The sequence below is a fragment of the Lachnospira intestinalis genome (assembly GCF_040095895.1).
In the GTDB taxonomy this organism is placed as follows: domain Bacteria; phylum Bacillota; class Clostridia; order Lachnospirales; family Lachnospiraceae; genus Lachnospira; species Lachnospira intestinalis.
Genome location: NZ_JBBMFS010000002.1, coordinates 132147 through 156256 on the forward strand (window position 1 = coordinate 132147; position 24110 = coordinate 156256).

25 protein-coding genes are annotated in these 24110 nt (G+C 41.7%); all 25 read left to right on the top strand.

Going from position 1 to position 24110, the window contains the following annotated elements; translation table 11 throughout:
- The first annotated feature begins 74 nt into the window (after positions 1-74).
- Positions 75-953 (top strand): mechanosensitive ion channel family protein, encoded by an 879-nt coding sequence (locus WMO37_RS02805; RefSeq protein ID WP_022433409.1) that lies wholly within the window; start codon positions 75-77, stop codon positions 951-953.
- 197 nt (positions 954-1150) lie between these two features.
- A complete protein-coding gene (locus WMO37_RS02810) occupies positions 1151-1954 on the top strand; it encodes a polyphosphate polymerase domain-containing protein (RefSeq protein ID WP_022433408.1) in 804 nt (267 codons plus the stop codon).
- On the top strand, positions 1891-2580 hold the full coding sequence (locus WMO37_RS02815) for a DUF4956 domain-containing protein (RefSeq protein WP_227089237.1): 690 nt from the start codon (positions 1891-1893) through the stop codon (positions 2578-2580). The genes WMO37_RS02810 and WMO37_RS02815 overlap by 64 nt, the downstream gene beginning before the upstream one ends.
- 285 nt (positions 2581-2865) lie before the next feature.
- On the top strand, positions 2866-3123 hold the full coding sequence (locus tag WMO37_RS02820; protein ID WP_022433406.1) for an IreB family regulatory phosphoprotein: 258 nt from the start codon (positions 2866-2868) through the stop codon (positions 3121-3123).
- Between the two features lies 1 nt (position 3124).
- Positions 3125-3553, top strand: coding sequence for a Holliday junction resolvase RuvX (ruvX, locus tag WMO37_RS02825; RefSeq protein WP_022433405.1), 429 nt, complete (start codon positions 3125-3127; stop codon positions 3551-3553).
- Positions 3554-3663: 110 nt separating this feature from the next.
- Positions 3664-3927, top strand: coding sequence for a DUF1292 domain-containing protein (locus WMO37_RS02830; RefSeq protein WP_022433404.1), 264 nt, complete (start codon positions 3664-3666; stop codon positions 3925-3927).
- Positions 3928-3942: 15 nt separating this feature from the next.
- Positions 3943-5613, top strand: a complete 1671-nt coding sequence (locus tag WMO37_RS02835; protein ID WP_022433403.1) for a ribonuclease J — start codon at positions 3943-3945, stop codon at positions 5611-5613.
- Positions 5614-5631: 18 nt separating this feature from the next.
- Positions 5632-5985 (top strand): YlbF/YmcA family competence regulator, encoded by a 354-nt coding sequence (locus WMO37_RS02840; protein WP_022433402.1) that lies wholly within the window; start codon positions 5632-5634, stop codon positions 5983-5985.
- Positions 5986-6015: 30 nt separating this feature from the next.
- A complete protein-coding gene (locus WMO37_RS02845) occupies positions 6016-6396 on the top strand; it encodes an endolytic transglycosylase MltG (RefSeq protein ID WP_022433401.1) in 381 nt (126 codons plus the stop codon).
- Positions 6396-7046, top strand: coding sequence for an O-methyltransferase (locus WMO37_RS02850; protein ID WP_022433400.1), 651 nt, complete (start codon positions 6396-6398; stop codon positions 7044-7046). The genes WMO37_RS02845 and WMO37_RS02850 overlap by 1 nt, the downstream gene beginning before the upstream one ends.
- A gap of 243 nt (positions 7047-7289) precedes the next feature.
- Complete coding sequence (locus tag WMO37_RS02855) at positions 7290-8537, top strand: peptidase U32 family protein (protein ID WP_022433399.1); 1248 nt, start codon at positions 7290-7292, stop codon at positions 8535-8537.
- Between the two features lie 67 nt (positions 8538-8604).
- Complete coding sequence (sigK, locus tag WMO37_RS02860; RefSeq protein WP_227089240.1) at positions 8605-9237, top strand: RNA polymerase sporulation sigma factor SigK; 633 nt, start codon at positions 8605-8607, stop codon at positions 9235-9237.
- Between the two features lie 21 nt (positions 9238-9258).
- Complete coding sequence (locus WMO37_RS02865; RefSeq protein WP_349154273.1) at positions 9259-11091, top strand: aminopeptidase P family protein; 1833 nt, start codon at positions 9259-9261, stop codon at positions 11089-11091.
- A 30-nt stretch (positions 11092-11121) separates the two neighbouring features.
- Complete coding sequence (locus WMO37_RS02870; protein WP_349154274.1) at positions 11122-12405, top strand: hypothetical protein; 1284 nt, start codon at positions 11122-11124, stop codon at positions 12403-12405.
- A gap of 25 nt (positions 12406-12430) precedes the next feature.
- Positions 12431-13279: an ATPase, T2SS/T4P/T4SS family gene (locus WMO37_RS02875; protein ID WP_227089243.1), complete on the top strand. Its 849-nt coding sequence runs from the start codon at positions 12431-12433 to the stop codon at positions 13277-13279.
- 70 nt (positions 13280-13349) lie between these two features.
- Positions 13350-14897, top strand: coding sequence for a YifB family Mg chelatase-like AAA ATPase (locus tag WMO37_RS02880; RefSeq protein WP_349154275.1), 1548 nt, complete (start codon positions 13350-13352; stop codon positions 14895-14897).
- A gap of 53 nt (positions 14898-14950) precedes the next feature.
- On the top strand, positions 14951-16078 hold the full coding sequence (gene dprA, locus WMO37_RS02885; protein WP_349154276.1) for a DNA-processing protein DprA: 1128 nt from the start codon (positions 14951-14953) through the stop codon (positions 16076-16078).
- Positions 16079-16096: 18 nt separating this feature from the next.
- Complete coding sequence (gene topA, locus WMO37_RS02890) at positions 16097-18175, top strand: type I DNA topoisomerase (protein WP_349154277.1); 2079 nt, start codon at positions 16097-16099, stop codon at positions 18173-18175.
- A 126-nt stretch (positions 18176-18301) separates the two neighbouring features.
- Positions 18302-19075: a GTP-sensing pleiotropic transcriptional regulator CodY gene (codY, locus tag WMO37_RS02895; protein ID WP_022433391.1), complete on the top strand. Its 774-nt coding sequence runs from the start codon at positions 18302-18304 to the stop codon at positions 19073-19075.
- Between the two features lie 206 nt (positions 19076-19281).
- Positions 19282-19674, top strand: coding sequence for a flagellar basal body rod protein FlgB (gene flgB, locus WMO37_RS02900; RefSeq protein WP_022433390.1), 393 nt, complete (start codon positions 19282-19284; stop codon positions 19672-19674).
- Between the two features lie 55 nt (positions 19675-19729).
- Positions 19730-20212: a flagellar basal body rod protein FlgC gene (gene flgC / locus WMO37_RS02905; RefSeq protein WP_227089248.1), complete on the top strand. Its 483-nt coding sequence runs from the start codon at positions 19730-19732 to the stop codon at positions 20210-20212.
- 40 nt (positions 20213-20252) lie between these two features.
- Positions 20253-20582, top strand: coding sequence for a flagellar hook-basal body complex protein FliE (gene fliE / locus WMO37_RS02910; protein ID WP_022433388.1), 330 nt, complete (start codon positions 20253-20255; stop codon positions 20580-20582).
- A gap of 21 nt (positions 20583-20603) precedes the next feature.
- The gene (gene fliF, locus WMO37_RS02915; RefSeq protein ID WP_022433387.1) at positions 20604-22214 is read left to right on the top strand and encodes a flagellar basal-body MS-ring/collar protein FliF; all 1611 of its coding nucleotides are present in this window, start codon (positions 20604-20606) and stop codon (positions 22212-22214) included.
- Positions 22215-22261: 47 nt separating this feature from the next.
- Positions 22262-23284 carry a flagellar motor switch protein FliG gene (fliG, locus tag WMO37_RS02920; RefSeq protein ID WP_022433386.1) on the top strand — a complete coding sequence of 341 codons (1023 nt, stop codon included), beginning with the start codon at positions 22262-22264 and terminating at the stop codon, positions 23282-23284.
- Positions 23277-24098 (top strand): FliH/SctL family protein, encoded by an 822-nt coding sequence (locus WMO37_RS02925; protein WP_349154278.1) that lies wholly within the window; start codon positions 23277-23279, stop codon positions 24096-24098. The genes fliG and WMO37_RS02925 overlap by 8 nt, the downstream gene beginning before the upstream one ends.
- Positions 24099-24110: the final 12 nt, after the last annotated feature.

Genomic DNA, 24110 nt, shown 5'->3' on the forward strand with positions numbered 1-24110 from the left:
GCCCGGGATAAAATGCCCCAACAGGCGCAAAAGCTGAAAAAACACAAAAAAGAAAACAAAAAACGGAGGAAATCATGAATTATTTTGTCGCACTTAGTTCGACACAGGATACGGCAGAACAAATTGAGTTTTTCTTTTCAAAGGCAAATCTGGTTGCGCTGTTTAATAAACTGTGCAATTGGAGTGTCAGTCTGGCAGCAAAAATCATTATGGCACTGATTGTCTGGCAGATTGGAAAACGTCTGATTATCTGGATGGTTAAAATTATTGTAAAAGCACTCGGAAAAAGTGATTTAGATGTCGGCGTAGCCAGATTTATCGGTTCAATTACAAAGTTTGCAGGATATGCCATTCTGATACTGATAGTAGTAGGAATACTGGGAATTCCGACAGCCTCGCTGATTACGGTATTCGGTTCGGCGGCACTGGCAGTCGGTATGTCCTTACAGGGCAGTCTGTCAAACTTCGCGGGTGGAATTTTACTTTTGATATTTAAGCCGTTTAAAATCGGCGATTATATCATATCGGGAAGCTGTGAAGGAACGGTTGTGTCCATTGAGCTTTTATACACCAAACTGCATACAATTGATAACAAGATTATCATGATGCCAAACGGCACCCTGTCCAACTCGAATATTATCAATGTTGGTGCGGAAGAAGTGCGAAGACTGGATATCCAGATTGGCGTGGGATATCAGACGGATTTATCCAAGGCAAAGGCACTGCTGATGGAATGCTTAAACCGCAAGGAAGAAATCATCAAAGACAAAGATGTCCGCGTTATTGTAAAGAGTCTGGACGAGAGCTGTATTACACTCGAAACCAGAGCGTGGGTTGCCAATGACAAATACTGGGATACCCGCTTTGAACTGTTAGAAGAATACAAAAAGATATTTGATGAAAACGGCATTGAAATTCCGTTTAACCAGTTAGACGTACATATTACAAAGTAAATATAAAAAGATACAGACTAAAAGAGCTGTCACATGAAAATGTGGCGGCTCTTTTTAGTGCGCCTTGCGGCGCACGCCGCTAATGTGAATTTCTTTCATATTTTTTACGCAGATTTTACAAACTTTGGACACATTTAATGGATAAACTATCCAACATAAGGAAATGCATTTTTGAAAAAACAAAGGGAGGGATGCACATGGCAATCGAAGTATTTAACCGATATGAGAAAAAATACATGTTAAATGCCATACAGTACGAAAAACTGACACAGGCAATCAGTGAATATATGGTTGTGGATGCGTATAACCGCGATAAGCCGTTCTATGAAATCTGCAACATTTATTATGATACACCAGATAATGCATTAATCCGGGCATCGATTGAAGGACCCGTGTATAAAGAAAAGCTCCGCATGAGAAGCTATGGAACACCAAAGGAAACAGATCATGTTTTTGTTGAAATTAAAAAGAAGTACAAAGGCATTGTCAACAAGCGGCGTACGATTATGCCGTTAAATGAAGCCTATGACTATTTAAACCATCATCGGATGCCGGATATGGAAAATCCGCAGATGAACCGGCAGGTATTCCGGGAAATCAATTATTTCTGCCATACCTATAATTTAGTGCCGAAGGTTTATTTATCCTATGAACGGCGGGCATATTTTGAAAAAAACGATGGGGATTTCCGTGTTACATTTGACAAAAATATCACAACCCGCAGGGAAGATGTCCGGTTAGAGAGCGGAAGCTACGGTCAGCAGCTTTTACCGGAAAATACGTATCTGATGGAAATTAAAATCAACAGGGCAGTGCCGCTGTGGTTTACAAGGATTTTATCGGAACTGGAAATTTATCCCGTATCTTTTTCAAAATACGGAACAGAATATAAAAAATATGTTATGGAAAATCAAAGAATGAATGGAGGAGAAACATTATGTTTGAATCAATATTTACAAGTACAGCGCAGGATACAATTAGCATTGGTCCAGCCATGTTAGGGCTTCTTACGGCACTTGTGTTAGGACTTTTAATTGGCATCGCTTATATGATTGCCTGCAAAAAAGACGGTTACAACAAAAACTTTATCATCGGTCTGGTACTGCTTCCGGCGATTGTGTCTGTTGTTATCTTATTAATCGGCAGTAACGTAGCAAGAGCATTTTCAATGGCAGGCGCATTTGCACTGGTTCGCTTCAGAAGTGCACCGGGTAATGCAAAAGATATTGCTGTCGTATTTTTCACCATGGCAGCAGGACTTGCCTGCGGACTCGGATATGTTGCATTTGCAGCCATATTTGCAGTTGTGATTATACTTGTTTTAATCGTACTTTCTGTCTCAAACTTCGGCGATATGGCATCCGGAAACCGCCAGTTAAAGATTACAATCCCGGAAAACTTAAATTATACCGATGCGTTTAACGAAGTTTTTGACAGCTATACCACAAACAGCCAGCTTCGCAAAGTAAAGACAACCAACATGGGAACCCTGTTTGAACTTACATACACGGTCGCATTAAAAAAAGATGTCAATGAAAAGAACTTTATTGACGCACTGCGTGTAAAAAACGGCAACTTAAATATTGTGCTTGGCATTCCTGAAACGGAAAGCACGAATTTAAACTAAGCTGTGAAGATATTGCCACGAAAGTCTGGCAGAAGTATTTAAGTCAAGTCAGAAGGAATTCAAATCACAAAAATAATAAAACAAAAAGGATATGAAGCAGTCCCACAAATGCCGCTACAGGCAGGGCTGTCTTTATATCCTTATTTTTATGGAAAATGTGGACACCACTAAGCGATGTGATGCGCACGGCAAAGGGCATATCAATCGAGAAATTTTCAAAAAACACTTGTATTATTGGCTCAATTATTATATTATAAACACATATACGAAAGGGACGTGAGGAAAATGATAGATAATAACACACAATTTTTTAAAACACAGCCAGACAAGGCAATTTCAGTAGAAGGAATTTTAGAGCAGGTATATCGTGCTTTGAAGGAAAAGGGTTACAATCCGGTGAATCAGATTGTGGGATACATTATGTCAGGAGATCCTACCTATATTACAAGCCATAACAATGCAAGAAGCCTGATTATGAAGGTAGAACGCGATGAGCTTGTTGAAGAAGTGATTAAATATTTCATCGAAGGAAAAGGCTTATAATATGAGAATCATCGGACTGGATTATGGTACGAAGACAGTAGGTGTTGCAATCAGTGATGCACTCGGCATTACAGCACAGGGCTTAGAAACCATTACGCGCAAAGAAGCGAATAAGTTACGAAAGACACTTGCCCGGATAGAGGCAATCATTGAAGAATATGAAGTAGAGCAGATTGTTTTAGGATTCCCAAAGAATATGGATAATTCTGTTGGAGAGCGTGCGCAGGATTGTCAGAATTTTGCAGAAATGTTAGAAAGAAGAACGGGACTGCCGGTCGTATTATGGGATGAACGCCTGACTACGGTATCGGCAGATAAAGTATTGATGGAAAGCGGTGTACGCAGAGAGAACCGTAAAGCTGTAATCGATAAGATTGCGGCAGTATTTATCTTACAGGGATATTTAGATTACAAAGCAAATGGCAACTAAGCGTGTGAGCATGGCAGTTTTGGAAAGTCTTCCGGAACTGCCATCAAAACTATTGGTTTGTCCCTTTTACCCTGTCGTATAGAATCTCAGAATCAGGAATGGAGAAGAACATGGAAAAGCTTACCTTTGTAACGGAAGACCAGGAAAGTGTAGATTTTTACATTATAGAGGAAACGAGAGTCAATGGTATCAATTATCTTTTAGTCACCGAATCTGAAGACGAAGAAGATGAAGAAGCGGAAGCTTATATTTTAAAAGACACATCAAAGGCAGAAGATACAGAAGCGGTTTATGAATTTGTTGAATCGGAAGAAGAACTGGATGCAGTCAGCCGCATTTTTGCCGAGTTACTGGAAGACATGGATTTAGAATAGTTTTAGAGGTGTTAAATGAAGAAAGAATATGTAGGTTCTGTTAAGATTATCCCACTGGGTGGTCTTGACAAGATTGGTATGAACATTACTGCCATACAATACGATGACAGTATTATTGTAGTGGACTGCGGTCTTGCATTCCCGGAAGAAGAAATGTTAGGAATTGATCTGGTTATTCCGGATGTCACCTATTTAAAGGAAAATGCAGATAAAGTCAAAGGTTTTGTAATTACGCACGGACATGAAGACCACATCGGTTCAATTCCGTATGTATTAAAGGAAGTCAATGCGCCGATTTATGCGACAAAGCTCACGATGGGCCTGATTGATTCCAAGTTAAAAGAACACGGCATGCAGCGTCAGGTAAAGCGTAAGGTGGTACGTTACGGACAGTCTATTAATTTAGGTGATTTCAGGGTTGAATTTATCCGTACAAACCACAGTATTGCAGATGCAGCAGCACTGGCAATTTTCTCGCCGGCAGGTGTCATTATCCATACCGGTGACTTTAAAGTGGATTATACACCGGTTTACGGTGAACCGATTGATTTACAGAGAATGGGCGAACTGGGCAAAAAGGGTGTTCTTGCACTGATGTGTGATTCTACGAATGCACTCCGTCCGGGCTTTACAATGTCAGAGCGTACCGTTGGTGCAACGTTTGATAAGATTTTCACAGATAATAAAAACAGCCGTTTGATTATTGCAACTTTCGCATCCAATGTAGACCGTGTACAGCAGATTATCAATTCTGCGGTAAAGTACGGCAGAAAAGTCTGTGTTGAAGGACGAAGCATGGTCAATATCATTGAAGTTGCCGAGAATCTGGACTACTTAAAGATTCCGGAAGGCACACTCATTGATACGGAAGAAATGAAAAATTATACACCGGAGCAGATTGTACTGATTACAACGGGCAGTCAGGGTGAGTCTATGGCGGCACTTTCAAGAATGGCAGCTTCCCTGCACAGAAAAGTGTCTATCCAGCCGGGTGACTGTGTTGTCTTTTCATCAACACCGATTCCGGGTAACGAAAAGTCTGTCGCAAAGGTTATTAATGAACTCGGTATGAAAGGGGCTAAGGTTATTTTCCAGGATACCCACGTATCAGGACATGCCTGTCAGGAGGAAATTAAGTTGCTCTACTCCCTGATTAAGCCGAAATATGCAATTCCGGTTCATGGCGAATACAGACATTTAATGGCACAGAAAGAAGTTGTACAGTCTTTAGGTTATGATAAAGAGGATATTTTCATTGCAAAATGTGGTGATGTACTGGAATTAAGCGAAGAAAAAGCAGGCATTGTAGGACATGTACAGACTGGCGAGATTCTTGTTGACGGTTTAGGTGTCGGTGATGTCGGCAATATTGTACTGCGTGACCGTCAGAATCTTGCAGAAAACGGTATTATCATCGTTGTACTCACACTTGAAAAGTACAGCGGACAGCTGGTAGCAGGTCCGGATATTGTGACAAGAGGTTTTGTCTATGTCCGTGAAGCAGAAGAACTGTTAGATGAAGCAAGAGAAGTGGTATCCGGTTCTGTAGAAACCTGTATGGATAAAAACATTACAGACTGGAGCAAAATTAAGAACATTATCAAGGATGATTTAAGCGAATATCTTTGGAAGAAGATGAAAAGAAACCCAGTTATACTTCCGATTATTATGGAAGCACATATGTAACGTAAAATGGAGATGTAAATGGGAAGAATCGATGAGCTGAAAGCAGAATTAATACAGGCGGTTTTAGACAGTGAAGAATACCGCGAATATAAGAGGCTGGAGGCGGAAGTGTCCAAAAATGCCGATTTAAAAAGGGCAATTGATGAATTTCGGAGACGGAATTTTGAAATACAGTACAACGATGAAATTCAGGAGATTGATGAGAATATTTCGCAGCTGGAAGCGCAATACGCTGATATGAGAAATCAGGGACTGGCAAAAAGTTACTTTTCGGCAGAACTGTGTCTGTGCCGTCTGGTACAGGATGTCTGCGTATCGCTTGTAGATGCGGTAGATTTTGATGTGGACTTTTTAAATGAAAGCGGCAGATAAATGCCGGGCAGTATGGGAGATTGACAAAAAATGAACAAAAAAAGTATCCGGATGATTTTAGGTGTTTCGCTTAATGTAATTGTAATTGCGGTAGGTGTGTTTATCATTTTTACGGCAGGAAGCAAAGCGTATACCTTTGGTCATAATATTTTTGATGAAGAAGCCGTTTCTTCCGAGGCACAGGCAAGGGAAACACAGGTTACGATTTCAGACGGCATTACGTCTAAGCAGCTTGCAAAGCTCCTTTATGACAAAGGACTTGTAAAAGATAAGACCTGTTTTTATTATCAGATTATATTATCCGATTATAAGGATAAATTTGTAGGAGGTACGTATACCTTAAATACGGCGATGACACCGACGGAAATGATGAAAGTGCTGTCGGGTGCAGATACAGGAGAGGATAAATAATGGGAACAATTGTCAATGAACGGATTGTTGATTACATTAATTCTTTAGATAAAGGGAATTCTCCGGTTTGTAATGCAATAGAAAAGGAAGCGTTGGCGGACGGCGTTCCGATTATCAGAAAAGAGATGGGTAATCTGCTCAAGGTGCTGCTTTTGTTAAAGCAGCCGCAAAAAATTCTCGAAGTGGGAACGGCAGTAGGTTACTCATCTATTCTTATGAGTGAAAATATGCCTCAAAACTGCCGCATTACGACAATTGAGAATTATGAAAAACGGATTCCTGTTGCAAAGAACAATTTCAAACGGGCAGGAAAAGAAGAGGTCATCACGCTTTTAGAGGGTGATGCGATGGATATTTTAAAAGAACTTGATGGAACGTATGATTTTATCTTTATGGATGCGGCAAAAGGACAGTATATTAATTTTCTGCCCGAATTGCTGCGGTTAATGCCTGCGGGCGGACTGCTCATTTCAGACAATGTATTACAGGAGGGTGATATTGTAGAGTCCCGTTACGGTGTAACAAGAAGAAACCGGACAATCCACACAAGAATGAGAGAATATATTTATACACTGACCCATGCAGAACAGTTAGAAACGAGTATCGTTCCGATTGGTGACGGTATTACATTAAGTGTTAAGAAGGGATAGTGTGAAGAATCCTTAAACCTAAGATTCTTCACACAGCACTTTGTGCCGCAGGCGTCACAAAGTCGCTTTTTATCGCAGAGCCAAATAAGATTTGGCTCGCGATTCCTCCGGCATTAAAATGCCTGCGGAATGGAGATTTGTTTCTGAGCGAAAACAAATCTCCCTGATAGCAGATGAGAAATCGCCTGCGCGGATTTCTCATCGCTTCTTCGCAACAAGTCGCTCAGAAAAGAGGATAAGAGAATGGCTGGACATTTTTATAACGGACGCGAACTGGAACTGCTGATTCCGGCAAGCAGTCTGGAAGTTTTAAAGACAGCGGTAATATTCGGTGCGGACGCAGTATATATTGGTGGTGAAGCCTTTGGACTGCGTGCAAAAGCAAAGAATTTTTCGATGGAAGATATGAAGGAAGGCATTGCATTTGCACATGCACATGATGTGAAAGTTTATGTGACGGCAAATATTCTGGCACACAATTATGATTTAGAGGGTGCAAGAGCCTATTTTGAAGAATTAAAGACAATCGGACCGGATGCGCTGATTATTTCCGATCCGGGGATGTTTACGATTGCAAAGGAAGTGATGCCGGATACGGATATCCACATCAGCACACAGGCAAACAATACCAATTATATGACGTATCAGTTCTGGTGGAAGCAGGGTGCAAAGCGTGTTGTAACGGCAAGAGAGCTTTCTTTAAATGAAATCAAGGGAATCCGTGCGCATATCCCGGATGATATGGAGATTGAAACGTTTATTCACGGGGCTATGTGTATTTCCTATTCGGGAAGATGTCTGCTCAGCAGCTTTATGGCAGGACGCGATGCAAACCGCGGAGCGTGTACACATCCATGCCGCTGGAAGTATTCTGTTGTGGAAGAATCCAGACCGGGCGAGTATATGCCGGTTTACGAAAATGAACGCGGAACGTATATTTTTAATTCCAAGGATTTATGTATGATTGAACATATTCCCGAATTGATTGAAGCCGGCATTGACAGCTTTAAAATCGAAGGGAGAATGAAGACGGCATTATATGTGGCAACGGTTGCAAGAACGTACCGTCTGGCAATTGATGAATTTTTACAGGACCCTGAATTATATAAGAGCCGGATTCCTTTTTACAAGTCTGAAATCCAGAAATGTACGTACAGACAGTATACAACAGGTTTTTTCTTTGGAAAACCGGATGAAAACACCCAGATTTATGATTCCAATACATATGTCAAGGAATATACGTACCTCGGCATTGTAGGAGAGTGTAATGACAAGGGATTGTATCATATTGAACAGCGTAACAAATTCTCTGTCGGGGAAACGATAGAAGTTATGCGCCCGGATGGTACGAACATGGAAGTTACCGTCAAGGCAATTTACAACGAAGACGGAGAAGCGATGGAAAGTGCACCGCATCCGAAACAGCAGCTTTATATTGATTTAGGTGTTCCGCTTTGCCAGTATGACATATTAAGAAGAAAAGAAGATTAGATTGGAAAAGCAATAAAAGGCATTCCGGCACATACTATATATAAATATGTGTCAGGGGTGCCTTTCTTTGAAAGCATTTGAAAAGCCGCTATCGGCAAAAGAAGAAAAGGAAATGATAGAACGTTTTCATAATGGGGATATGGAAGCGAGAAATATATTGGTGGAGCGCAATATGAGGCTCGTGGCACACATGGTCAAAAAATATCTTCAGGCAGACCGTGATACGGATGATTTAATCTCTGTCGGCACGATTGGGCTGATTAAGGCGGTCAATTCATTCAAACCGGATAAAAGTATCCGGCTGGCAACCTATGCCGCAAAATGCATTGATAATGAACTGCTGATGATGCTCCGCATGGAAAAGCGCAAATCCAAAGAAGTGTCGATGTATGAGCCGATTGGAAAAGATAAAGAGGGCAACGAAATCAGCCTGATAGATATTGTCGGTGAAGAAAAAGAAGATGTAGTAGAAGATTGTCTTTTTGCACAAAGGGTGTTGTGTCTGTATCAGAATCTTGATAAAGTATTAAATGAAAGAGAAAAAACCATTATTATCCGGCGGTATGGTTTAAACGGCAAAGAACCGATGACCCAGAGTGAACTGGCAGACCGGCTGGGTATCAGCAGAAGTTATATCAGCAGGATTGAAAAAAAGGCACTTTTAAAGCTTAAAAAACTGCTGGAGGATGCCAAACTATAAAAGCAAAAGAAGGGAATTGCCATGCAGGAAAAACATGAAGTCATAAAAGAAAGACTGCGTTTTGTGAGGGAACGCATGAAAACAGAAAATGTAGACATATTTGTAGTATTTACCGATGATTATCATATGTCTGAGTATTCGGGCGCATATTTTGCAGACCGGGAATACCTGTCCGGGTTTACCGGCTCTGCGGGAACTTTGGCAGTGACACAGACAGAAGCAGCACTTTTTACGGACGGCAGATATTTTGTTCAGGCACAGGCACAGCTTGAAGGTACGGGCATTACGCTGATGAAAATGGGCTGTGCAGGCGTGCCGACGCTTACAGAGTATATCCGTGAGCGGCTGGGCGCAGGCGGTGTGCTCGGCATGGATGCAAGAACGTGTGCGGCACAGACAGGAATGGAGTGGATAAAACTTACAGAGGCGTGCGGCGGCAGGATCAAAGGGGATTTTATGCCGGTACAGGAACTGTGGAAAGACAGACCGGCATTTCCGGCTTCCAAAGCGTATGAACTGGAACTTAAATACAGCGGAGAGAGCCGTGAGGATAAAATTCACAGAATTTATCAGGAAATGGAGACGGCACACGCGGCATATCATGCGGTGGCTTCGTTAGACGACATCTGCTGGATTTTAAATCTGCGCGGCGATGATGTAGCATGTAATCCGGTGATTATGGCATATCTGCTGTTTGCACCGAATGCAGTGTATCTGTATACAGAGGAATCCCGTTTTACGCAGGCAATGAAAGCTGATCTGGCACAGGATGGGATACAGCTTCGTCCGTATAATCAAATCTATGCGGATTTACGCAGTCTTGCGGGTAAGAAAACTTCGGTGTGGATGGATATGAAAAGAGTGAATCTGGCGCTTTTCCAGAGTGTGCCGGAAACTGCAGAATGCATTTGTAAGGAAAATCCGTCCGTGCGTATGAAAGCGGTCAAAAATCCGACAGAACTTGCGAATCTGCGGGATGTCCACATTGATGACGGACTTGCCGTGACGAAATTTATGTATTGGCTAAAAAATACAATGAAGCAGTACGAAGCAGGAAAAGAATGGAATGTCACGGAAGTGACGGCAGCAGAGTATCTGGATAATTTAAGAAGCCATATTCCGGATTACAAGGAATTGAGTTTTGATACAATCAGTGCATACGGTGAAAATGCGGCAATGATGCATTATCACGCAGAAAAAGACCACTGTGCGGTGCTGTATCCAAGGGGGATGCTTCTGGTAGATTCGGGCGGACAGTACCTTCGCGGCACGACAGATATTACCCGTACCTTTGCACTGGGTGAAGTGACAGCAGAGATGAAAAAATATTTCACACTCACCTTAAAAGGCATGTTAAATCTTGCCAATGCACGTTTTTTAAAAGGCTGTACGGGCTTTAGCCTGGACATTCTGGCAAGAGGTCCGCTGTGGGAACAGGGCATGGATTACCGGTGCGGCACGGGTCACGGAATCGGGTATCTGCTCAACGTGCATGAGTCGCCCAACGGCTTCCGTTGGAAGCACAATCCGGGCAGAAATGATTTGTGCGTATTTGAAGAAGGCATGGTCACTTCCGATGAGCCGGGTGTATACATTGAAGGCGCTTACGGTATCCGTATTGAAAATGAAATAGAGTGTGTCGGTGACGGTGAAAATGAGTACGGCACCTTTTTAAAATTTAAACCGCTGACCTTTGTTCCGATTGATCTGGACCTGGTAGACACGGCATGGCTGGAGAAAAAAGACATCGAAAGGCTCAATGCGTACCATGCGGCGGTTTACAGCAGATTGTCACCGCATTTATCCGGTGAGGAACTTGAATTTTTAAAGCAGTATACAAGACCGGTAGAATAAACAGCCGTATCAGGCGGGAAAAGAGGGAAAATGAGTAAACAGCAAATGAGTAAAAATGAACCTGTGGATAAAACAGTCGATTTAAAACTGGGCAAATGGAGAGAAAAATCCATTGCGATGGAAGAAGAACGCAAAAAAGAGGAGGAAGAACGCAGACAGCAGGGAAAATTCAAGTGTTTCATGCAGGATTTTCCCTGCTGGGTGCATAAAGAACCAAAGACGGCGGCAGGTGCAGCAATCGGTGTACTGGTGCTGGTGATCCTGCTTGTAAGCCTTATCTGTGCGGTGGCGTCAAAGGTAAAGCCGGAAGACTACATTACGGTATCCTACACCGGAGCGGACGGATATGCCGTAGCAGAGTGCAGCGTGGATACGGAAAAGCTCTACCGCAGGCTTGCAGGAAAGACAAAAGATGCAGATAAACAGAGCCGTTACAGAAGTCTTGCAGAATCCGTATCGGCAGCAGTGCATCAGATGAATATTGCAAACGGTCAAAAAGTAAAGATTGAGGTTTTATTTGATAAGGAGCTTGCAAAAGAACTGGGAGTTAAAATCAAAGCAAAAGACTATACCGTGCGTGCCAAAGGTATTGATGCAGGTACAAAGATTGATTTATTCTCTAATGTAGAAGTGACCTTTGCTGGAATCAGCCCGGATGCGTATGCACTGGTTACCAACAAGTGGGGCGATGAGTATCTTGGCAGCCTTATATTTACGGCGGATATGACGGAAAACATTCAAAAAGGTGATGCAGTGACAATCCGCTGTGAAACCGGCAAAGAAGAACTCGGACGGCACGGTTATATCACAGATACATTAGAGGTAACAGTGCGCGCCGAGGGTTTAAGTGAGTATGTACAGACACCGGTTGACATAGACAATGCAGTGCTGTCAGAAATGCAGGGACAGATTGAGGATACGATTTCTGCACAGACAGAGAATACAACCTTCCGTATGTTATATAAAGCCACAGGAAAGACCTCTTATTTAAGAAGCAGCAACATTGAGGAAGCTTCGGATATTGAATGTCTTGGCATATACTTTTTAAAGAAAAAAGAAACAGCAGACACGGTGGCAGGACCGGACAATTACCTGTATTTTCTTTATCAGGCAGTGATAGAAAATGATGACAATGAAGAAGATGTTTATTTTGCATTTGCTTATTCAGATGGATATGTGACATCACAGGGAATATTTGACATTGTCCATGATGAAAATGAAAAACGCTACAGCTGTTCGGATGATTATGACAGAATTTATGAGGAAGCAATAGAACAAAATGAAACACAGTACCGGATTGAACAGATACAGTAACCGGTTGATGGAATGAGGTGGAAAGATGGTTACAATTGAACAGTTATTCAGACAGGCACAGCAGGCAGGCGCAGCAGAAATATATCTGATGGCGGGCAGAAAACCGGCAGCACGGATTGGTGGAAAGATAAAGAATCTCGATTATCCGGAATTAAGCAGCACAGAAGCAGAAAAAATTCTGCTTGAAATGCTGGATGCAAAACAGGCGGCACAGTACAGGGAAACAAAAAGCGTGGATGAAGTGATTGCATTTCATGGAATCGGCAGATTCCGCGTGCATATTTACCAGAATGACGGTGTGCCGTCAGCCTGTGTAAAAATTATCAATAAGAAAGAGGGACTTCCGGAAGAACTAAAAGCACTGGCAGGGATTACGCAGGGACTGGTACTTGTCTGCGGAAAGCCGCACAGCGGAAAGAGTGCCACACTTGCGGCACTGGCAGAACAGATGCTTGCAGGACGTTTTATGCATCTTGTAACGCTGGAAAGTCCCGTAGAATATCCGATAGAAGCAGGAAAAGGGCTGTTAAGCCGCCGCTGTATCGGAAAAGATACCGGTTCTTATAAGGAAGGAATGGACAATCTGCTGCATGAATCGGCAGATGGTGTTTTAATCGGTGAACTTGAAACACCGGAAGCTGTACAGGCGGCACTGCGTGCGGCAAAGATGGGACTTGTTGTGCTTGGAACGGTAAACAGCGTGGATGCAGATACGGCTGTTGAGCGGATTGCACAGTTATCGGGAATGGAAGCACCGTTGCAAAAGACCCGGGTCTGGAAAATGACAAAGGCAGTAATTCAGCAAAAGTATGAGCTGTGTGAAAGTACAGGCAAATTTGTATATAACTGTGAAATTTTAAAATATAATAGTTGACAAATTAAAAATATATCTGTAATATGAATAGTGAGAAGAATAAAACTATATTATATTACAGAGGTGAGCAATGTTTTCAAAGGTTTACAGTACTACGATTACGGGCATTACAGCCTATGTAGTTACAGTAGAAGTGGATGTGGGGAGAGGACTGCCGGTATTTGATATGGGCGGTTATCTTTCCACAGAAGTAAAAGAGGCGAAGGAGCGTGTGCGGATTGCCCTGCGTAATTCCGGTTATGAACAGAAACCGCGGCGCATTACGGTCAATATTTCTCCGGCGGACATACACAAATACGGGACAGGATTTGATCTGCCGATTGCCATAGGGATTCTTGGCGCACAGGATGAAGTCAATATGACGGCATTTGAAGATATGGTCATTATTGGGGAGTTAAGCCTTGATGGCACGGTCAACCCGGTAAAAGGAATTCTGCCATCGGTATGTGAAGCATTACAGCAGGGAAAGAAGCGCTGTATTCTGCCGGCAGAGAATATGGCAGAGGGAAGTGTTGTAAAGGGAATGGAACTGATACCGGTACGGACACTGAAAGAAGTGGTGGTATATTTACAGACGGGAAAAAGTCCGGCGCAGGAAAGGAATAGTCCTCTAAAAGGAAACTATGATACGGCAGGGAAAGAAAGTCCACAGGAACAGCTGGACTTCTTGGAGATAAAAGGGCAGGAGAGTGCAAAGCGGGCAACGATGATTGCTGCGGCGGGGATGCACAACATTTTATATGTAGGACCGCCGGGAAGCGGTAAGACGATGCTTGCTAAAAGAATTTCATCGATTATGCCGGAATTATCGTTTGAGGAACAGCTGGAACTGACAAAGATATACAGTATTGCAGGACAGTTAAATCCCAATCATCCGTTGATGACGAAAAGACCGTTCCGGGCGCCGGGGCATGGTGTGACCCAGGCGGCACTTTTGGGCGGAGGCAGAGTGCCAAGACCGGGAGAGGTCACGCTTTCGGGAAAAGGCGTTTTATTTTTAGATGAACTCACAGAGTATCGTCAGACAGTTCTGGAGGGGCTTAGAGAGCCGCTTGAGGAGAAAAAAGTGATTCTTACACGTTTAACGGAAACGTGTGTCTATCCGGCAGATTTTATGCTGGCAGCAGCGATGAATCCATGTCGCTGTGGATATTTTCCAGACAGAAGCAGATGTACCTGCACACAGCAGGATGTTACACGATTTTTGGGCAGAATCAGTCGTCCGTTATGGGACCGCTTTGATATCTGTATACAGGTTACGGATGCAGGTGTCCATAAAATGCAGTATCAAAGCTGTAATAAAAAAGGGTCATCGGCTTACATGAAAGAAAAGGTGGAGTGTGCAAGAGCATGGCAGGCGGAGCGTTTTGCAAAGGAGAATATTTATTTTAATGCGCAGATGAGTGCCATGCAGCTTGAAAAATATTGCAGGCTGGGAGAAAAAGAACAGGAGTTTATGGAAAAAGTCTATGATAAATTCCACCTTACATCAAGAGGATATCACAAGATTTTAAAGACGGCGCGCACGATTGCGGATATTGAAGAGTGTACAGAAATTGAAATTGCCCATTTAAGCGAGGCACTTTCTTACCGCAGCTACCGTTCGGTAATCGAATAAAATGATACCGGGGTTAAATAGCAGTTTATTTACACAGAAGAAATGGAGAATATATGCAGGAAAAAGAAGAATTATACTGGTACTGGCTGTGCAATCTTTCAGGGATAGGCAATAAGCGGATAAAAAGACTGCTGGATGTATTTAAAAGTCCAAAGGCGGTTTTTTATGCGGCGCCGGAAGCACTGCACGGCTGTACAGGTCTTACGCAGCCAAACATAGAAACGATTATGAAAAACAGAAATATGGAAAAAGTTTATAAAAGTTTTACACAATTACAGCATAAGGGAATATCATTTATATATAAGGAAGGAAAACAGTATCCCAAAAACCTTCTGCAATTATATGATATGCCTTACGGATTATACAGCAAAGGACAGCCTTTGCGCGCAGATGAACCGGCAGTTGCCATGGTGGGGGCAAGAGGGTGTTCCGGCTATGGAAGGTCGGTTGCGTACAGCTTCGCAAAGGCATTTGCACAACTTGGCATTACTGTGGTAAGCGGCATGGCATCGGGTATTGATACTGCGGCACATGAAGGTTGTATTGCGGGCGGGGGAAGAACGGTGGCGGTACTTGGAAACGGCGTGGATATCTGCTATCCGCGTGAAAATATCCGGCTTTATATGCAGATTCAGGAGAAGGGAACAATTCTTTCGGAATATCCGCCGGGGACAGTACCGGCAGCAGGTAGATTTCCGGTTAGAAACCGCATTATCAGCGGGATATCAGATGCGGTGATTGTTGTAGAAGCTAGAAAAAGAAGCGGTTCACTTATAACGGCAGATGCGGCATTGGAGCAGAATAGGGATGTTTATGTTGTGCCAGGGAATATCGGGCAGCCGCTTAGTGAAGGATGTAATGAACTGATAAAACAGGGGGCAATTGTAATTACAAAACCGGAAGATATTTTTCAGACAAAGGCGTTAAAAGATAAAATTTTTATGAATAAAACAGTCAGGAAAGGGGAAGAAAAAGAAAAAATACAAAAAAAATTCCTTGCAACCCCCAAAGATATGGTGTATAGTTGTTTCGATTTGTATCCAAAAAGCCTTGATGAACTTTTAGCAGAAACAGGGCTTGAAATAGCAGATTTAAATCAGATGATTCTGGAAATGCAGCTTGAGGGGCTGATTACGGAAATCTCAAAAAACTGTTATGTAAGGAACGATTTAGAGATTTGAGGAGGAAAAAAAGAGACTATGGCAAAATATCTGGTAATCGTAGAGTCCCCGGCAAAGGTAAAGACGATTAAAAAATTTCTGGGGGCAAATTATGAGGTTATGGCATCTCAGGGGCACATCAGAGATTTACCGAAAAGTCAGATGGGAATTGATATAGATAACGATTTTGAACCGAAATATATAACAATCCGTGGGAAAGGAGATATTCTTGCTGCTTTAAGAAAAGAAGTCAAAAAAGCAGATAAAGTGTATCTTGCAACCGATCCCGACCGCGAAGGAGAAGCGATTTCATGGCATCTGGCAAAGGCATTGAAGCTGGAGGATAAAGATATTTACCGGATTACATTTAATGAAATTACAAAAAATGCAGTAAAAGCTTCTATTAAAAATGCACGCAAGATTGATATGAATCTTGTGGATGCCCAGCAGTCCAGACGTGTGCTTGACCGGATGGTAGGTTATCAGATTAGTCCACTGTTATGGGCAAAGATTAAAAGAGGCTTAAGTGCCGGCCGTGTACAATCTGTTGCTCTGCGTATCATTTGTGACAGGGAAGATGAGATTAATTCATTTATTCCGCAGGAATACTGGACAATGGAAGCAGTATTAGACGTAAAAGGTGAGAAAAAGCCCCTGACGGCAAAGTTTTACGGAGATGCTGACGGGAAAATCGACATTAAAGATGAAGCACAGATACAGGAAATTACACAGGCGGTAGAAAAAGAAAAATTCTATGTTGAAAGCATTAGAAAAGGTGAAAAGACAAAAAAATGCCCACTGCCGTTTACAACAAGTACCTTACAGCAGGAAGCAGCAAAAACATTGAATTTTTCAACACAAAAAACCATGCGCCTTGCACAGCAGCTCTATGAAGGTGTGGATATTGCAGGCAGAGGGACAATAGGCGTAATTTCGTATCTGCGTACGGATTCCACAAGAGTAGCAGATGAAGCAGTAGCTATGGCAGCAGAATATATTGAAGCTTCTTATGGAAAGGATTATGTAGGAAATACCGGTGCGGGAAAAAAAGATGATAAAAAGATTCAGGATGCACACGAAGCAATCCGGCCGACAGATATTGCACTGTCGCCGGTTGTGATTAAAGAATCGTTATCCAGAGATCAGTTCCGTCTTTATCAGCTTATCTGGAAGCGCTTTACGGCAAGTCAGATGAGTCCGGCGGTCTATGAAACCATTTCTGTAAAGATTGCGGCAGGAAAATACCGTTTTACGGTAGCAGCTTCCAAGGTAAACTTTGAAGGATTCTTATCTGTATATAAGGATAATGAAGAAAAGGAAGTCTCCAATGCACTGGTAAAGGGAATTGATGAGCAGTCAGAACTGACATTAAATGAACTGAATCCACAGCAGCATTTTACACAGCCGCCGGCACATTATACGGAAGCATCGCTTGTAAAGACACTCGAAGAACTGGGAATCGGCCGCCCGAGTACGTATGCGCCGACCATTACAACGATTATTGCAAGACATTACGTTGCAAAGGAAAATAAAAATCTTTATGTAACAGAACTGGGTGAAGCGGTCAATAACATTATGAAGAAAGCATTTCCTTCTATTGTAGATGTGAATTTTACCGCAAACATGGAATCACTGCTCGACGGTGTGGAAGAGGGCTCAGTAAAATGGAAAGAGGTTATCAGAAATTTCTATCCGGACTTAAATGAAGCCGTCAAAGCGGCAGAAAAAGAACTTGAATCGGTAAAGATTGAAGATGAAGTAACGGATGTTGTCTGTGAGAAGTGTGGCAGAAACATGGTTGTAAAATACGGTCCGCACGGTAAGTTTTTAGGCTGCCCTGGTTTCCCGGAATGTAGAAATACCAAACCATATCTTGAAAAAATCGGTGTGGCGTGTCCGAAGTGTGGAAAAGAAGTCGTTATGAGAAAGACCAAGAAGGGCAGAAGATATTTTGGCTGTGAGGATAATCCGGAATGTGATTTTATGACATGGCAGAAGCCTTCTGATAAGAAATGCCCAAAATGCGGCGGCTATATGCTGGAAAAAGGCAATAAGCTGGTGTGCGGTGATGAAAACTGCGGCTATGTAGAAAATCGTGAAAACGATGAAAATAAATAGAAAGCTTTTGAAATAAAGTGAAATTTTGTGAAAAATACAGTAAATTCAGTTGAATTGTAATGAAAAACGTGTTATTATCAATAATAGAGTATGGCAGTTTGCCAAGTAAACATAAGGAGGATAGAAATGAGTGTCCAGTTATTAGATAAAACCAGAAAAATCAATAAATTGCTTCATAACAATCACTCACATCGGGTTGAATTCAATGATATCTGTGCTGTGTTGAGCGGCATTCTCGAATCCAATATCCTTGTGATCAGTAAAAAAGGCAAGGTGCTTGGCACGGGATTTTATAACAGTGAGGAAGTTATTGATGAACTGATTTATGACAAGGTTGGCGGATTTGTGGATAATATGCTGAATGAAAGACTGCTCAGTGTTCTTTCGACAAAAGAAAATGTAAATCTGGCAACTTTGGGATTTACAAATGAGAATGTCAAAAAGTTTCAGGCACTGCTTGCACCGATAGAGATTGCCGGTGAACGGCTTGGAACGCTGTTTATGTACAAGAGCAATAACAGCTATGAAATTGATGACATTATTTTGTGTGAATATGGAACAACTGTTGTCGGACTGGAGATGATGCGTTCCGTAAATGAGGAAAATGCTGAGGAAGTCCGCAAACAGCAGATTGTGAAATCGGCAATCAGTACGCTTTCTTCTTCAGAGCTGGAAGCGATTAAACACATTTTTAAAGAATTGGATGGGACAGAGGGCATTCTTGTTGCGAGTAAGATTGCAGACAGGGTTGGTATTACAAGGTCTGTTATAGTAAATGCATTGAGAAAATTTGAAAGCGCAGGAGTTATTGAGTCCAGATCATCGGGGATGAAGGGAACGTACATCAAAGTCATTAATGAAGTCGTTTTTGAAGAAATAAAAAAACTTGATCAAAACTAATAAAAAGGTCTGATGCGTATATAGGAATTATGATACACAAGTGTAGCGCATCAGTCCTTTTTTTATGGTAAAATCTGTCAAAATTAGAATAATAATGTAAAAAATGCTAAAAAAAACTTGTAATTTTTCATATATAATTTATAATATATCTTAGGTTTTTTATGTGATGAGTACATAGGAACGCATCGAAGAAAGGAGTATAGAATATGAATTCGGGGGCATTTGGATATGTAGATGTTTTAAAGACGGCAGCAGATGCAAGCTGGTTAAGAGAGGAAGTTCTTACCAATAACATTGCAAATGTGGATACACCAAATTATAAAAGACAGGACGTGGAATTTACAACTTATTTAAAGTCTGCGCTTGAGCAGGCAGGTACACCGGCTTCAACGCTGACACAGAAGGTGAATGAAGCTAATTTGAGCGGAATTACAACCAGGACATATACGGAAAATACAACATTGTCATACAGAATGGATGGTAATAACGTGGATTTGTCTACAGAGAATGCTGAACTGGCAGCAGAACAGATTAATTACAATGCGTTAATAGACAGCATGAATAATGAATTTACAAGAATGAAGGCAGTATTAAAATAAATAGGCGTGACAGCTTTTAGCAGAATGTTTGTTATAAATGGGAGGAATGATTAATATGTCGATGTTTACAGCTTTTAATATCAGTGCTTCTGGAATGACGGCACAGCAGTTGCGGACAGATGTGATTTCACAGAATATTGCAAATGTCAATACGACAAGAACGTCCGATGGAACACCTTATGTCAGAAAGGCAGTCGTATTTACGGAAAAGACACTGACAGCTTCAACCGCCGTGACCGGCTCAAGCTCAAACGGTTCATCTTTTGCCAGCGTGTTAAAACAGGCACACAATGGATTGTTAGGCGATGGTGTAAAGGTAACTTCTGTCTATGAAGATAATTCAACAGATATGAATATGGTATATGATCCGTCACATCCGGATGCAGATGAGAATGGATACGTAACCTATCCAAATGTAAACGTTGTACAGGAAATGACAGATTTAATTGATGCTTCCAGATCTTATGAGGCAAACATTTCTGCATTTAATGCAAGCAAAACAATGGCAAATAAAGGACTTACAATTGGAGAACAGTAAGCAGTAAATAAAACCGTAAATAGAGGAATGGAGATTTATTATGGACGTAACATCAGCAATTAACAGCCTTGGAACAGATTATGTATCAAAGGTTTCACAGGCAATGCAGGATTCGGCAACGGGAAGTACAGCAAAGACAGACAGTACATTCGATTCCATTTATAATGCAGTATCCGGACTGTTAGACAGTACTAATACCTATATTCAGCAGGCACAGCAGGCAGAAGTTGATTTTGCACTGGGAAATATGACCAATACTCATGAACTGGGTGTTTATCAGCAGAAAGCTAATATGGCATTACAGTATACGGTGGCAATTCGTGACAAGGCGCTTGAAGCGTATAAAGAAATTATGAATATGTCAATTTAATTGATGGGAGTTAATGGATAGATGGCTGAAAGAATAAAACAGATTCCAAAGAAACTGTTGGAAATCTGGAATAATTGGACGAAAAAACAAAAGACGGTAATTGTAAGTGCAGTGGCTGTGTTTTTGGTGGCGGTTGTAATTCTTGCAGTGGTTTTAAACCAGCCGAATTACCAGGTGCTTACAACCTGTAAGGATTATACCGAATTAAGTGAAGTAACGGCGTTGTTAAAGAGTAACAGCTATGATTATAAGGTGGCAGATAATTCACTGATTGTTCAGGTGCCAAAGGCAAAGCTGACAGATGCTAAAATGTTAATTGCCTCTGAGAATATCCAGTCAGACGGATACAGCTTTGACGATGCAATGAACAGCAGTTTTACAACGACAGAATCGGATAAGACAAAGAAATATGCACATTATCTGGAATCAAAGCTGAAATCAGATTTGGAATCCATGGATGGAATTAAAAATGCAACAGTAAATATCCAGCTTGCAGATTCAACCAATTCCTTTTATACGGCAACCTCTGACGCATCAGTAGGTGTTACGTTAAAATTGTCAAAGACGATGGAAGATGAAAAGGCGGAAAGTATTGCGAATTTCCTTGCAACATCAGTCGGTAATACCAATACAGACAATATTACAATTTTAAGCAGTGATGGTTCAACACTGTACTCCGGTGCAAATAATTCAACGGTTTCCGGTGTCAGCTACAACAGCAAATTAAAGTATAAGGAACGTATTGAAAATACAACCAAGAATTCATTAAGACAGGGACTTCTTGCAACCGGTTTATACGATGATGCTTATATTACAATGAATCTTGTACTCGACTGGGATGCAGTCAATACGATTGCAAAGCAATATACACCGGCAGATGGTCAGGAACAGGGGCTTTATTCAGAGTCCTATGATGAAACATCTGTTGGAACAAACGGTGCGAGCGGCACGCCGGGTACAACATCAAATGATGATACAACCTATGAGGTGACAGATGGTACATCTTCTACTTCAACCTATGAAGTACATAAGTATGCTTACCTGCCAAATGAACTGGTAACAACCACAACAAAAGAGCCGGGTTCTATTGTGTATGATTCATCTACGCTTCAGGTTACATTTATTAAGAACCGCATTTACAATGAGGATGAATGTAAGAAGCTTGGCTATCTTGATAACATGACATGGGATGAGTTTAAGGCACAGAATGCAGATTCCGTTGCATTAGACGTTGATAATACATGGCTGGATGCGATTTCAAGAGGTACAGGTGTTGCACAGGGCAATATCAATGTACTGGCTTATGAAACACATTACTTTGAAGATTCGGATTCACCGAGCGTATTCCAGACAGCAAGCTTCTGGATTCAGATTGCACTCGCTGTTGTTATTTTAGGACTGCTTGCATTTGTAGTAATCAGAAGTGCAAGACCATTAACAGTAGAGGAGACAGAACCAGAATTGTCAGTAGAAGAAATGCTTGCAACAACCAAAGAGAACCAGCCTGCTGTTGATGACATTGATATTCAGGAGAAGTCAGAAACGAGAAAGGCAATTGAAAAATTCGTTGATGAGAATCCGGAAGCAGTGGCATTACTGCTGCGTAACTGGTTAAATGACGGATGGGATTAATAAAAGGCAGATAAAGATATAGATGTATATTGGAATGGAGTGAGAGTATGCCAAAGGCAGCAGGGAAAGATAAAGAAATGGACGGTGTTGAAAAAGCAGCGATTCTTTTGATAGCATTAGGACCGGAAAAATCAGCACAAATCTTTAAACATTTAAAAGAAGATGAAATAGAACAGCTTACGCTGGAAATTGCAAACACCAGCAGCGTATCACCACAGACCAAGGAAATGGTACTGAATGAGTTTTACGAAGTATGTCTGGCACAGCAGTACATTGCCGAAGGCGGTATTTCTTACGCAAAGGAACTGCTCGAAAAGGCGCTTGGCGAAGACAAGGCAAAGGATGTTATCAGCAAGCTGACAGCATCATTACAGGTAAGACCGTTCGAGTTTGTCAGAAAGACAGATCCGAGCCAGCTGTTAAACTTTATTCAGGACGAGCATCCGCAGACCATCGCTTTAATTCTTTCATATCTGCCGGCTTCCATGTCTTCGATGGTAGTGTCATCACTGCCACCGGAGAAACAGGCAGATGTAGCAAGAAGAATTGCACAGATGGACAGAACATCACCGGATGTTATCAAGCAGGTCGAAAAAGTGCTTGAAAGAAAGCTTTCTGCACTGGTCAACCAGGATTACACAATTGTCGGCGGTGTCGATGCAATCGTAGAAATCCTCAATTCGGTTGACCGTGGAACAGAAAAACATATTATGGAAACTCTCGAAGTTGAAGAACCTGAACTTGCAGATGAAATCCGCAAGAAGATGTTCGTATTTGAGGATATTCTTTCACTGGACGACAGAGCAATCCAGCGTGTATTACGAGATGTAGACAATGCCGATCTGGCACTTGCATTAAAGGGTGCAACAGAAGAAGTACAGAATGTAATCTTAAACAACCTTTCAAAACGTCTTGCTGTTATGATTCGCGAAGATATGGACTTCATGGGACCTGTTCGTATGAAAGATGTTGAAGAAGCACAGCAGAAGATTGTAAATGTAATCAGAAAGCTTGAAGATTCAGCAGAGATTGTAATTGCAAGAGGCGGAGGTGACGAGATCATTGTCTAATTTGCTAAAGGTTGGAACAACAATCAGTAAAAGTGAAAGAATCATTGATTACAATGATATTATTAAAGACAGAGTAGAAGCAGCAAGAGCGGCAAGCCGTCAGAAGGCAGATTCGGACGGATTTATCAACGGGTTAAATGCAGATGTTGTAGAACGGCTTCCGGAAGATGAAATTGATACAGAAGCAGTGGCATCAGAAGAAATGACACAGGAATCCGCTGAAGCTGCAAGAGCAGAAGCAGAAGAAATCCTTGCACAGGCAAAAGCGGAAGCAGAAGAAATTCTGGCACAGGCGCAGGCACAGGCAGGACAGATTCGTGAAGAGGCAAAGAAGGAAGGATTTAATTCGGGAACGATTGAATCAGAACGCCAGCTCACAGAAAAAAAACAGGAATTAGAACAGCAGCACGCACAGCTGGTAAAACAGCTGGAAGAAGATTATGAACAGCGCAGAAACGATATGGAACCACAGATTGTTGAAGCACTGCTGGCAGTATTTACCGAAGTGACACATACAGTTTCTGAAGACAACAAAGAAATTGTTCTGCATCTGATTAACAATGTTTTGAAGAATGTAGAGAACAGTCACAGCTACAGCATTAAGGTATCACCTGATGATTACAATTTTGTACTCAATAATCAGGGGAAAATCTATTGTGCGATGAACAATGAGGTAAATCTTGATATTGTGCAGGATATGGCGTTAAAGCAGAATGAATGTATGATAGAAACAGATTCAGGAGTTTTTAACTGCAGCCTTGATGTGGAACTGCATAATCTCATTAAACAGATTAAATTATTAAGCTGTATGTAGTAAGTTGGGGGA